Origin of the sequence: Streptosporangium carneum (assembly GCF_027922005.1) — a bacterium.
Lineage (GTDB): Bacteria > Actinomycetota > Actinomycetes > Streptosporangiales > Streptosporangiaceae > Streptosporangium > Streptosporangium carneum.
In genome coordinates, this window is sequence record NZ_BSEV01000018.1 from 89,403 (window position 1) to 101,495 (window position 12,093).

11 protein-coding genes are annotated in these 12,093 nt (G+C 73.4%); 1 reads left to right on the plus strand and 10 read right to left on the minus strand.

Translation table 11 applies throughout. The annotated features are described in order from the left end of the window. Nucleotides 1–2: 2 nt before the first annotated feature. Genes PKF00_RS30155 through PKF00_RS30185 form a run of 7 tightly spaced genes read right to left on the minus strand, consistent with a single transcriptional unit; the run spans nt 3 to nt 7,828 of the window. On the minus strand, nt 3–1,196 hold the full coding sequence (locus PKF00_RS30155; RefSeq protein WP_271221066.1) for an ATP-grasp domain-containing protein: 1,194 nt from the start codon (nt 1,194–1,196) through the stop codon (nt 3–5). After that, nucleotides 1,193–2,473: a condensation domain-containing protein gene (locus tag PKF00_RS30160; RefSeq protein WP_271221067.1), complete on the minus strand. Its 1,281-nt coding sequence runs from the start codon at nt 2,471–2,473 to the stop codon at nt 1,193–1,195. The genes PKF00_RS30155 and PKF00_RS30160 overlap by 4 nt, the downstream gene beginning before the upstream one ends. After that, nucleotides 2,470–4,221, minus strand: a complete 1,752-nt coding sequence (locus PKF00_RS30165) for a non-ribosomal peptide synthetase (protein WP_271221068.1) — start codon at nt 4,219–4,221, stop codon at nt 2,470–2,472. Before PKF00_RS30165 ends, PKF00_RS30160 begins: the two co-directional genes overlap by 4 nt. Before the next feature lie 2 nt (nt 4,222–4,223). After that, nucleotides 4,224–5,009, minus strand: a complete 786-nt coding sequence (locus PKF00_RS30170; protein WP_271221069.1) for an ABC transporter permease — start codon at nt 5,007–5,009, stop codon at nt 4,224–4,226. After that, nucleotides 4,996–5,754, minus strand: a complete 759-nt coding sequence (locus PKF00_RS30175; protein WP_271221070.1) for an ABC transporter permease — start codon at nt 5,752–5,754, stop codon at nt 4,996–4,998. Before PKF00_RS30175 ends, PKF00_RS30170 begins: the two co-directional genes overlap by 14 nt. After that, on the minus strand, nt 5,751–6,722 hold the full coding sequence (locus tag PKF00_RS30180; RefSeq protein WP_271221071.1) for an ABC transporter ATP-binding protein: 972 nt from the start codon (nt 6,720–6,722) through the stop codon (nt 5,751–5,753). Before PKF00_RS30180 ends, PKF00_RS30175 begins: the two co-directional genes overlap by 4 nt. Next, entirely contained in the window at nt 6,719–7,828 is a 1,110-nt protein-coding gene (locus PKF00_RS30185; RefSeq protein WP_271221072.1) for a GNAT family N-acetyltransferase, read from the minus strand. The genes PKF00_RS30180 and PKF00_RS30185 overlap by 4 nt, the downstream gene beginning before the upstream one ends. A 240-nt stretch (nt 7,829–8,068) precedes the next feature. Between PKF00_RS30185 and PKF00_RS30190 the strand changes: the two genes are divergently transcribed. Next, nucleotides 8,069–8,974 (plus strand): universal stress protein, encoded by a 906-nt coding sequence (locus PKF00_RS30190; RefSeq protein ID WP_271221073.1) that lies wholly within the window; start codon nt 8,069–8,071, stop codon nt 8,972–8,974. A gap of 97 nt (nt 8,975–9,071) precedes the next feature. On the opposite strand, the gene PKF00_RS30195 is transcribed toward PKF00_RS30190, so the two are convergent. The 3 genes from PKF00_RS30195 to PKF00_RS30205 form a co-directional block, all read right to left on the minus strand. Continuing rightward, the gene (locus PKF00_RS30195) at nt 9,072–9,713 is read right to left on the minus strand and encodes a response regulator transcription factor (protein WP_271221074.1); all 642 of its coding nucleotides are present in this window, start codon (nt 9,711–9,713) and stop codon (nt 9,072–9,074) included. A 94-nt stretch (nt 9,714–9,807) separates the two neighbouring features. Next, nucleotides 9,808–11,160, minus strand: a complete 1,353-nt coding sequence (locus PKF00_RS30200; RefSeq protein WP_271221075.1) for a serine hydrolase domain-containing protein — start codon at nt 11,158–11,160, stop codon at nt 9,808–9,810. A gap of 43 nt (nt 11,161–11,203) precedes the next feature. Next, a complete protein-coding gene (locus PKF00_RS30205) occupies nt 11,204–12,085 on the minus strand; it encodes an ABC transporter permease (RefSeq protein WP_271221076.1) in 882 nt (293 codons plus the stop codon). Nucleotides 12,086–12,093 lie beyond the last annotated feature (8 nt).

The following is a 12,093-nucleotide window of genomic DNA, read 5'->3' on the forward strand; positions in this document are numbered from 1 at the left end:
GGTCAGGTCTGGTCCGGGGTGCCCATCGACGTGCCGAGATCGCTGATCGTGGCCCGGAGCTGCCCGGTCAGCGACTCGCCGTCGTCGGTGGACCATCCGAGGGCGTAACCGGCCCTGGCCCGGTTCGCGGTCAGCGGCGGAAGGCGGCAGCCCGCCGGGGCGAGCTGCCGGACGTTCCTGACGTCCGGCCGTCCGGCGAGCACCTCCACCGGGGCGACGGTCCGGCGGACGGTGCCGGAGGCCAGCAGGAACCGCACCTCCGCCCGCCGGGCGGGGGCCTGCCGCTCCGCGGGGAGCGGCAGGCCCAGTGCCAGGCAGGCCTGGTCGAGGTAGAGGTCGCGGCCGTGCACCGCGGCCACCAGTTCGGTGATGAAGTCGCCGGCCGGGCGTACGGTCGCCTCCAGCGGCACGGGCCGCGGGCCGTCGGTCTTCACCTCCACGTGCAGGACGGCCGACTCGACCCGCCAGGCGGCGACCAGGTCGCGGACGAGGGCGCTCACGGCGGCGTCGGGACGGTCGGCCAGGGCGGTGGTGTGGGCGACCTCGAGGAAGCCGGTGGGGCCGCCGGTCTGCTTGCGGGTCAGCGAGGCGAAGACCACCTCGCCGCGGTGCACCACGGCCTCGACGCTCGCCTCCGCGCCGGGAAGGTACTCCTCCACGATGCCGGTACGGCTGGGCGAGGCCGCCTGCACCCGCGGCCACCGGTCCAGCGCCTCCTCGGCGGTGCGCACCGCGAACACGGCGGTGCTTCCCGCGCTGTCCAGCGGTTTCAGGACGGCGGCCGCGTGACCGGCGGCGAAGAACCGGACCAGATCGTCGGGGCCGGTGACGGCCGAGTGCCGGGGGCCGGGCAGGCCGTGCCTGCGGCCGACCTCACGCTGGCGGGCCTTGCTGCGGGCGACGCGCGCGGCGTGGACGCCCGGACCGGGCAGGCCCAGTTCCCGTGCCACCGTCGCGGCGGTGACCAGCGACCCCTCGGCCAGCGTGGTCACGCCGTCGTGGCCGGCCGCCATCCGGGTGAGGGCCTCCACGTCCGCGCTCTCGTCGCGGACCTCCACCGGGTGGAAACGATCGACCAAGTGCTCGTAGCCGCCGGCGCCGGCCCCGTCCGCGAGAGTGACCGACAGGCCGGCTCGCGGCCACGTCGAGAACGCCCGCTCGCGGTGCGGGTCCGCGCCGACGACGAACAGCCTCACAGGCCCGCGCTCCTGACGAACCGGTCGAGATGGGAGACGGTGCTCTCCCAGAGTGCGACGACGTCCGCCTCGTCGTACCGTTCGGTCTTGTACCGCAGGCTGGCCTGCAGGCCGCCGTCGTCCTCCTCGACCCAGTACGACAGCAGGGCGCCCTCCTGCTGGCCGAGGTTGATCGACAGCTCGTGCACCTCGGTGCCGGCGAACGGGAGCGGGCGCAGCGCCGCGCGCATCCGCAGCGGCTGGGCGTTGAACGACAGGTACGGCAGCGACAGCGGGCTGCTGAAGCGGTGCGGGAGGGCGTCGGCCACCACCAGCGGCCACGGCACCCGGGCCGCGTCGAGCGCCTCCACCATCGCGGTCTGGAAGGACCGCAGATGCTCGCGCGGATCGGAGTGCCGGGCCTGGTTGACGACGGCGACCTGGCTGGCGAACCAGCCCACCGTGCCGTGCAGGTCGGCCCGGGGCCGGCCGGCGACCACCATCGTGGTGGCCGTCGGGAAGTGTCCGCCGAGGTCGGCCAGGGCCGCGTCCAGAGCGGCGAGGACGAGCTGCGTCCTGGTCAGCCGGACGCTCCGGGCCACCGGAGTCAGCCTCTCGTACGACTCGGGGTCCAGCCTCCGCGTGACCGGCAGGGTGCGGGCCCTGCCGGTGGGAGGTCGGTCGAGAGAGGCGATCCGCTCCGCGGCCTTCCGGCGCAGCCGCAGGCCCGCCTCCGAGTCCAGATAGTCGTTCTGACGTCTGACGAAGTCGTCGAAGGTGTCCTGAACCGGTTCCGGATCCTCGGCGGAGGCGCCGACCTCGCGGTCGTAGAGCAGGCGGAGGTCGCGGACGAGGACCCGCCGGGACCAGGCGTCGCACACCAGGTGGTCCACGATCAGTCCGAGCAGGACCTCCGTCGTCTCCGGCACCGGGACGACCACGAGCCTGGCCAGCGGTCCGCGCTCGACGTCGAACGGTCGCTCGGCCGCCCTCACGAGCTCCTGCCGGGCGAGGTCCGCGGGGTCGGCTCCCGCCGGGGCCGGGAGCCGCACCAGGTCCTCCGGCTCGGCGGGGTCGAGCCGCCACAGCGGCTTCTCGCGGTCGAAGGAGGACAGGAGGACCGGATGCCGTCGTTGCAGGAGATGCCAGGCGCGGTTGAGCGCCGTCAGGTCCAGACGGCCGTGCACGCGCAGCGCGGACACCGAGTGGAACGCCCGGTAGAGCCCCGCCCGCGCGTCCTCGGCCAGCTGGAGCAGCCGGCCGCGCTGACTCCACGACGGGGTGACGGAGCCCCTCACGCCAGGCCCCGGCCGGTCAGGTAGCCGGAGATCTCCTTGACCGTCGGATGGTCGAAGACCAGGCCGAGCGGGATCTCGGCGCCCAGGGCGTCCTCCAGCCGGGCGGCGATCTCCATCGCGGACAGCGAGTCGACGCCGAGCTCGAAGAGGTCCTCGGTGACCGGAACCGAGTCGACGCCGAGGACCTTCCCGCAGATCTCCACGACCCGCGCGGTCACGGCGTCCTCGGAGGCGTCCGCGGCCTCCGCCCGCTGGGCGGGGACGGCCTCCGCCGCCCTCGCGGGGCCCAGGGCGCGCAGGCTCGCGCGGTCGACCTTGCCGTTCGGCAGCAGCGGCAGGTCGGCGTGCGGGACGAACTCGTCAGGGACGGCCGCGGCCGGCATCTCCCGCAGGATCGCCTCCCTGAGCAGGCGGACCGGCGGCACGGCCTGGTCGGCCACGAGGTGGCCGACCAGGAGCACGGCGCCGCGCTCGTCCACCCTGTCCACCACGGCGGCGTCCCGTACCCCGGCCACGCCGCGCAGCACCCGCTCGATCTCGGGCAGCCGCAGCCGGACACCGCGGACCTTGACCTGCTGGTCGAGGCGGCCGAGCAGGTGCAGCCGTCCGTGCTCGTCCCACCGCCCCAGATCACCGGTGCGGTACGCCGGCTCGCCCGTGGGAGCCGCCGCGAACGTGCCCGCCTCGCCCGCGTCGAGATAGCCCAGCGAGCGATAGCGGGTGGTCAGCACCACCTCGCCGGTCTCGGCGGGCTCCCAGGAGTCCGGCCGCAGCACGCTGACCGCGCAGCCGGGCAGCGGCTCGCCGACCGGCAACGGGCCGGACCCCGGCTCGGCGGGCACCTCGAAGAAGCACTTGGCCAGGGTGGTCTCGGTCGGCCCGTAGAGGTTGACCACCCGGGAGCCGGGCGCCACCCGGGCACGCCAGTCGCCGACCAGTTCCGCGTGCAGCGGCTCGCCGGCGAAGAAGGCCACCCGCAGGGTCGGCACCGCGGTGTCCACGGCGTCGGCCGCCAGCCACCGGCGGACCAGCGACGGCACCACGTGGGCCAGCGTGACCCCGTACGCCCGCGCGAACGTGAAGACCCGGTCGGCGTCCCGGGACCGCGACCCGGGCAGGCAGAGTGTGGCGCCGCTGACCAGCGGGGTGAAGACGTCCCGCAGCACCACGTCGAAGGACCAGCCCGTCAGCTGCGCCACCCGGTCGGCGGGCCCGACCGAGAAGGCGTCCCGCTGCCAGCCGACGAAGTGGCCGAGCGAGTCGTGCGCGCCGAGCACCGCCTTCGGGCGTCCGGTGCTGCCGGAGGTGAAACAGACGTACGCGGGCGCCCGCGGGTCGAGGTCGGCGGGCGCGGCCAGCGGCTCGGGACGGTCGGGGATCGTCCTCGGCAGGGTCTGTCCGGGTTCGAACACCCGCCATCCGCCGTCGTCCGCCCGCACCAGGAATCGGGCTCCCGCCGCTTCGATCATGGTGTCGCGAAGCTCCGGTGACAGCGCCGAGTCCATCGGAAGGATCACGCAGCCGGCGTAGAGGGCGCCCAGGAGGGCGGTCACCGCGGCCGGCGTCCCGCCGTCCTCGACGGCCACCACCTCGCCCGGTCCCGCGCCGAGCTCGCGAAGCAGGCCGGCGAAGCCTCGCGCCCGCCGGAGCAGCTCGCCGTACGAGAGGGAGCCCGCGGGACCGTCGACGGCCGGCGCGTCGGGGCGCGCGGACGCGACCTCCTCGACCATGCGGTGGACAAAAGTCATCGTCATATCCGTTCGTCGGTGTCATGTGCCCGGGCCCGCCGGGCCTGCAGGGTCAACAGGACGGCCGCCGCCGCCAGCCAGCCCAGGCCGACGGCGGCCTCCGCGGCCGCGTGCCCCAACCAGGGGCCGTCCGCGAGCGCGCCACGCACGGCCAGCAGGCCGTTGGTCATCGGCAGCCCGTGTGCCAGGGCCGCGAGCGCGTCCGGCAGCCGGTCGAGCGGGGCCACCGCGCCGGTCAGCGCCAGCAGCAGATAGCTGACGACGTTCGCGATGAAGGTGTCGGTGCGGTACGCCATCGTGACCGCCGTGACGGCCATCCCGAACGCGCTGGTGGACAGCGCCACCAGCAGCACCAGCCCGGAGGCCGCCCACATGCCCGCCAGCAGCGCGGGCCGGTCGAACAGCAGGCAGGCCCCGGTCGCCGCCACCAGCACGCCCACGACGCCCTCCACGACGAACGCCCACCAGCGGACGGCCGCCACCACCGGCAGCGGGATCCGAGACAGCCGCATCCGGTGGAGGGTGCCGAAGATCCGGTCGCCGAGCAGGATCTCGCCGCCCTTGATCACCGTCGCGAGCGTGACCACCTGCAGGGCCCCGCCGACCAGCGCGAAGTCCCGCCCTGCCGGACCGGCCGCCACCAGCCCCACGTACGCGATGAACACCGCCTGCAGGATCGCCCGCGGCAGCGAGCCGGCCAGCACCACCCGCAGCGGGTAGACAGCCCGGTACTCGCGCCACGACAGGACCGCGACGGTGCGCAAAGCCGCCAGATCAGACCAGCTCAAGAGTGCCCTCCGCGCGGATCCTCCGCAGCACGACACGTAGACCGACGGCGGCGACCACCGCGTAGCAGGCGGAGGTCGCCAGCAGCAGCAGCCAGTCGCCCGGCTGCTGTCCCCGCCCTGCGGCGGCGTCGAACAGCAGCTCGGCCGCCCAGCGCAGGCTGACCAGCGTCGAGAGCCGCTGCGCCCAGTCCGGCAGCACGGTCGTCGGAACCAGCAGGCCGCCCAGGATGAACACCGGATAGGTGAGCGCCTCGGCGATCCGGACCGCCGAACGGGCCAGCAGGAACACCGAGCACAGCAGCAGCCCGAGGGTGACGGCCGAGACCAGCGTCGCCAGCGCGGTGATCGTGAAGGTGACCGGCTCGGCGATGTGAACCGGACGTCCGGCCAGCGCCGCGACCACGCCGACGGTCAGCACGGTCAGGGCGGTCGACCGCAGCACCGCGCCGAGGCTCTTGCCGACCAGCACCACCACCAGTCCGGTCGGCCGGGACACGATCCCCGGCAGGATGCCCCGCTGCCGTTCCTGGAGCAGCACCAGCCCGAACTTCCACACGATCGCGCCCCACAGCCCGAGCAGCCCGCAGCCGATCGCGGTCCGGGCCCCGGCCGCGGCCTGGCCCGCGGCCAGCATGGTGACGGTCATGAACACCGCCGGCTGCACGATGCCGGCCGTCACGCCGGACATCCGGCTCTCACCCTTGAGCTGGACCCGGGCACTGGCCAGCAGACCTCGGACGATCACCGGCCCGCCCCCTCGCTCAGGTCGCGGAAGACCTGTTCCAGGCCCACCGGTTCGACCCGCACGTCGGCGATCTCACCGTGCGGCCACCGCCGCGCCAGCTCGGTCAGCGTCGCGGGCTCCCACCGGGCCACCTCGTAGCGGGCCGTCCACATGCCGGCTCCGGCAGGCTGGGCGTCCACCAGCCGAACGCCCGACCGCTCCGCGTCCCCGTCCGGCCGCACCGGCTCGTCGCCGCGCACGCTCACCGTCACCACCGCCGCCGAGCCCGCCCGGCGGAGCAGCTCCTTCAGCGGCAGGTCATGAGTGATCTTGCCGCCCTGCAGGATCGCCACCCGGTCAGCCAGGTCCTCGATGTCCCGCAGGTAATGGCTGGTCAGCAGGATGCACGGGCGATAGCCCGCGGAGCCTGCGGCCAGCTCGCCGATCACCCGGCGCAGCCGGTCCGCCTCGATCGGGTCGAGGCCGATGCTGGGCTCGTCCAGCATCAGCAGCTTCGGGGCGGCCATCAGCCCGATGGCCAGGTGGAGACGCTGTTTCATGCCCCGGGAGTACGTCTCCACCGGCCGGTCCGCCACCTTGTCCAGGGCGACCATGGCGATCACCTCGGCGGCCCGCCGGTCCAGCAGGCGGTGGTCCAGGCCGGACAGGGTGCCGAAGAAGCGCGCGTTGTCGCGGCCTGACAGCCGGCCGTAGAGGCCCTGTTCCCCGCCGAACACGACGGACAGCCGGCTCCGCACCTGCCGGGTCCCGGTGACCACGTCCACCCCGTCCACCCGCACGCTGCCGGAGGTCGGCAGCAGCAGGGTGCTGATCACCTTGATCAGAGTGGTCTTCCCCGCGCCGTTGAGCCCCAGCAGGCCGAGGACCTCACCGCCCTCGGCCGAGAAAGTCACCTCGCGCAGCGCCTCGACGGTCCCCGACCTGGTCCGGAAGGAGCGGCCGACCGCGCGTACCTCCAGGGCGCTCACCACGGCACGTCCCAGTGCTCGGGCGGCAGCACCCGGTCGTCGTACCGGTCCTGCCACCCGCGCCGCTCGGCGGCGGTCCGCTCCGCGGGGACGAGGGCGGACCCGTCGCACGGCACCGCCACCGTCCACAGGGGATGCAGACGCGCGCCCCGCTCGGCCTTCACGTCCGCCGACTCGATGCCCAGGTGCAGGCGGCGCAGCCCGGTCCGCTGCATGTACTGGATGGGCAGGTAGTAGGCCAGGTTGAAGTATTCGTAGGCGTTCAGCAGCCGGGCATAGTCGAAACCGACCATCCGGGCGTAGAGCGTGTCGCCGAACCGGTACCGCAGCGCGCCGCCCACCATCCGGCCCTCCCTGCGCGCGGTGAACGTCACGCTCTCGTCGTCGAGGAACCTCGCCTGCGGGGCCAGCACCCGTCGCATCGACTCCGAGGTGCTGCGGTGCCCGTACTTCTGTTGCACGTTGGCGACCAGCTCGGCCAGCGTCCGCCAGCAGTCGTCCAACGGCTGCTCCGCCAGTTCGTAGCCGACCTGCTCGAAACGACGCCGCTCGCGCACCGTGTTCTTCCGCCGCCGGGCGCTGAGGCCGGTCAGGTAGCCGTCCCACCCGTCGGCGGTCAGGCACGCCTCCACCGTGTCGAACGCCGCCGTCCCGCCCTCCTCGCGGAGCTCCCCGGCGACGCGGGTCGGCGCGAACATCCACACCAGGCCGCGGGCGTCCCGTTCGGCGGCCAGCCGCAGCCCGGCTTCCAGCAGCGCCCGGAGCACCCTCCGGCGGTCCGGCTCGTCGCCGGGCAGCAGGATCCCGCTGTGGTACGCGCGCCGGCCGCCGGCCAGCAGCCAGCGGCCGCCGCCGGTGAGGGCCAGGTGGTGCCGTTCCGGCGCGTAGAAGGCACTGCCCTCGAACCGGATGTCGAAGATCGGCAGAGCGCCGACCAGGGTGCCGCCGTCGTGGGCGAGCACGTAGTGGTCGCCCACGCGCGGATCGCCCTCCAGCGTCCGCAGCCACCTGTACGACAGGTAGAAGTCGTCGCTGGTCGCCAGCCGATCCCAGTCCGGCTGCCGGATGCTCTCCAGCTCCTCCACCACCGAGATGTCCAACCCCACACACCGCTCCGGGTCCGGATGCCAGTTCCAGACGGCTACCGCCGCCTGCGGTCAGTGAAGCCCACAGCGGTTTCATTTCGACTTCACCGCGCCTTCAGCAGGCGAAGACCCGTGGCCCGGCGCGTTCCGACGCGGGTCCGAGCCGGGACGAACGGAGGCGGAAGGTCCCATCCCGGCGGGACCTTCCGCCCTGCCGCCGCGACCCGTCCGCCGCCGACGATGGAGACGGAGGTGAGAACGATGACCGGACCCCCTGACGTCGTCGTCGGCTATGACGGCTCCGACTTCTCCATGCAGGCCCTGGAGTGGGCGATGGACGAGGCGGAGCTCAGGAGGCTGCCGTTGACGGTGACGCACGCCTGGCGGTGGCCGTACGGCGAGGCCGACGAGGAGGTCAAGTCCCACCTGCGCAAGGCCGCCGAGCACGTGCTGTACCACGGCGTCGACTGCGCGCGCTCGCGCAGCGCGATCACCGGGGCCGCCGGCGACCTGTACGAGGGCGCCGCCGCCGAGCGGCTGGTCGAGCTGTCGGCTCGGGCCGAGCTGGTCGTGGTCGGCTCGCGCGGAATGGGCGCGCTGGCCAGGACCGTGGTGGGGTCGGTGGCCGGATACACGGCGGCGCACGCCCGCTGTCCGGTGGTCGTCGTGCGCGGGCCGGGCCCGATCCCGGTGCCGCGCCACCGCGGGGCCGTGGTGCTGGGCGTCACCGACCACACGCCCGACGCGGCGATCGGCTTCGCCTTCGGCGAGGCCGCCGTCCGCGGGCTGGAGCTGGTGGCGGTGCGCGCCGGACACGTCAGGACGGCGGCGTGGGGCACGGCGATGCCGCTGGTACCCGATGTGGAGGTCGCCGCGCAGGTCGCCGAGGAGGACCTGCTCCAGCGTCTTGAGCCGTGGCAGGCCGGACATCCGGCGGTGCCGGTCCGGGCCCGTTTCGTCACCGCGCCGCCCAAGGACGCGCTGCTGGACCTGGCCGGTCAGGCGAGCGTGGTGGTGGTCGGCGGAGCACGCGGGTCCGGCAGGCTCGGCTCGGTCACCAGAACGCTCCTGCGGCACGGAACGGGGCCCGTCGCGGTCGTCCCGGTGACGGAGGGCGCGCCGCGGGCCGAGTCCGCGCGTCCGGGCGAGGGCTGGGCTCGGGCCTGAGCGAGAAGGCGGACGAGGCCGTGGACGAGAGAGACGCCGTGATCGGCGTCGGCGGTTCGCCGGGCGGTGCGGCGGCGGCCGAGGCCGGCCGTCCGAGTCACTCGGGGCGGCCCGCTCTCAACCGCGCGGCGAAGGCGGCCGCCTGGGTGCGGCGCTGCATGTTCAGCTTCGACAGCAGGTTCGACACGTAGTTCTTCACCGTCTTCTCGGCCAGGAACATCCGCTCGCCGATCTGCCGGTTGGTCAGGCCCTCGCCGATCAGCTCCAGGATGTGACGCTCCTGCTCCGACAGCGCCTCCACCGGGTTCTTGCGGGTGGCCTGCTCGCGCAGCCGCGCCAGCATGCTCGCGGTGGTCTGCGGGTCCAGCAGAGACTGGCCCCCCGCCACCGTCCGCACCGCTCCCACCAGGTCCGAGCCGTGGATCTGCTTGAGCACGTACCCGGCCGCGCCCGCCATCACCGCGGTGAACAGGGCGTCGTCGTCGGCGAAGGAGGTCAGCATCAGGCAGGCCACCTCCGGCGTCCTGGAACGGACCTCCCGGCACACGTCGATCCCGCTGCCGTCGGGCAGGCGCACGTCCAGCACCGCGACGTCGGGCCGCAACGCCGGAATGCGGGCCACGGCCGACTCCGCGGTGCCGGCCTCGCCGATCACCTCGATGTCGCCCTCGGACTCCAGCAGCGCGGCCACGCCCCGCCGCACCACCTCGTGATCGTCCACCAGGAACACGCGAATCATGTGTCGAACGTAGTCCCCGGACGTCCGCGCGGGTAGGGGCCAAGGTCCTTCGTCTCGTCGACGGCCGGGTCCCCCCGTCGGAGACGCCTCGGGCTCAGGCGACCCGGCCGGCGATCCGCTCTCCGATCCGCAGGGCCGAAACCGTCCCGTCGGGCTCCCTGACGAACGGCACGCGGGAGCCCTCCTCGCCGTCCGGCTCCAACATGATCAACGAATCCTCTCCGCAGCCCACGAGCCGGTCGGCGGAGGGCAGCTCGATCGTGAACTGGTCGGAGTCCGCAGGAACCGGATTGGCGACCATCCTCAACTCGCCGGGCCGCGCGCCGGGCGCGATGGTCACGGTGCCGTAGAAGCCGCAGTCGTAGGTGCCGAGCAGCGCCGCGCCCAGACTGTCGTCGACCGGGCCGGTGGCGCGCCGGGGCACCTCGCCGAAGAGGGTGCGGGCGATCACGCGTTCGATCTCCTTGACGGCGGCGCCGCCCTGGAGGGAGTTCGTGAGGACGACGAACGCCACGTCCTCCGAGCGAATGAGGACGAGCCTGCTGGCGTAGCCGATCGTCAGCCCGTCGTGCAGCGTCGCGGGTCTGCCCGCGACGTCCTCGAGCCACCAGGCCAGGCCGATGTCACGGCCGATCGGACCGCGGCGGGCCTGAACGTCGAACAATCCCGCGGGGGCGGCGGCCGAGCGCACGTAGGCGGCGTACCTCATCAGGTCTCGGACCGTGCTGAGCACGCCGCCGCCGGGCACGTCCCAGCCCGGGAGCTGCCAGTGCCGCTGCCACCCCTTGTCGGTCAGCAGCACCGGACGCCCGTCCCGGTCGCAGTCGTGGGGGGCGGCGACCCGCCGTGTCATGACCTGGTCGGCCGTCGTGAACGTGTTCGTCATGCCCGCGGGGTCGAGCACCTCCTCCTGGAGCACGTCCGCGTAGTGCCGGCCGGTCACCCTCTCGACCACGGCCGCGGCGACCATGATGCCCGGGCCGCTGTAGGAGTAGTCGGTTCCGGGGGCGAACAGCAGGGGCCGGCGCACGAAGTGCCGCAGGGACGCCTGGATGGAGTCGTCGGCGTGGTCGCGGAGGATGCGCGGAGCGTCCGCGATCATGTTCTGCGCGTCGATTCCGGAGGTGTGCGTGATGACGTGGCGGAGGGTGATCCGCTCGTCGACGCCGGTGCCGGCGGGGAAGTAGGGGGCGACGGGCGCGTCCAGCGACACCCGGCCCTGCTCTGCGAGGCGTCCGATGATCAGCCCGAGCAGCGTCTTCGAGATCGAGCCGACCTGGAAGATCGTGTCACCGTCGACCGGCAGGGCGTGCTCGAGGTTGGTGACGCCGAACCCCAGAAGCGTCGTGTCCGTCCCGTGCGTGACGCCGACGGCGGCCCCCGGCACGCGTCGCCGTTCGAGGATCGGCGCGATCTGTTCGCGCAGGGTCGTGGCGTGGTCGGGCATGGTCAGGGTCTCCTCTGCTCGGTCGGGGATGGGAAGGAGCGGCTCACGCGCCGGCGGAGGTGCGGCTGCGGGGGTCCAGACGGTCGCGCATCACGTCGCCGATCAGGTTGAACGCGAGCACGAGCACGACGAACGCGATCGCGGGGAACGCCACCACCCACGGATCGGTCAGCAGGTACTGCTGGGAGGCGGAGATCATGCTCCCGTAGTCGGCCGCGGGGGGCCGGACGCCGAACCCGAGGAAGCTCAGGGCCGCGTACGCGGCCTCGGCGGTCGACAGGTTGATCGCGGTCATGATGACGAGCGGTGAGGCGATGTTCGGGAGGATGTGACGGCGCATGATCCACAGGCGTCCCCGCCCGCACAGCCGGGCGGCGTCGATGAAGCTGCGTTCCATGATCGAGAGAGTGGATCCTCTCGCGATGCGCGCGAACCGGGGGATGCAGACGATCCCGATCGCGAGGGAGGCGTTGACCAGGCCGCTGCCCATGACGGCGATGACGAGGATGGCCAGGAGATACTCGGGAATGGCGAAGAGCAGATCCACGACGCGCGACAGGGCGCCGTCCCACAGGCCGCCGAGGAAGCCTGCGGCGATGCCGATCACGGTGCCGATCGCGAGGGCGAACGTCACCGCGTACAGGGCGGCCAGCAGCGCGGGCCGCACCGCCGTGATCACCCGTGACAGCTGGTCGCGTCCGAGGGCGTCCGTGCCGAACCAGTGGTCGCTCGACGGAGGTGAGAGATTCGGGCCCGCGCCGACCTGGTTGGGGGCGAAGGGGGTGATGTACGGCCCCAGGACCGCGAGCACGACGTAGAGAAGGATGAGGGAGAGCGCGATGTTGGCGACGACTCCGCGCACGGGCCAGCGGCGGGGCAGGCGGACACCGCGGGAGGGAGGCCGTCGTTCGGCGATGGTGGACACGCTGGCTC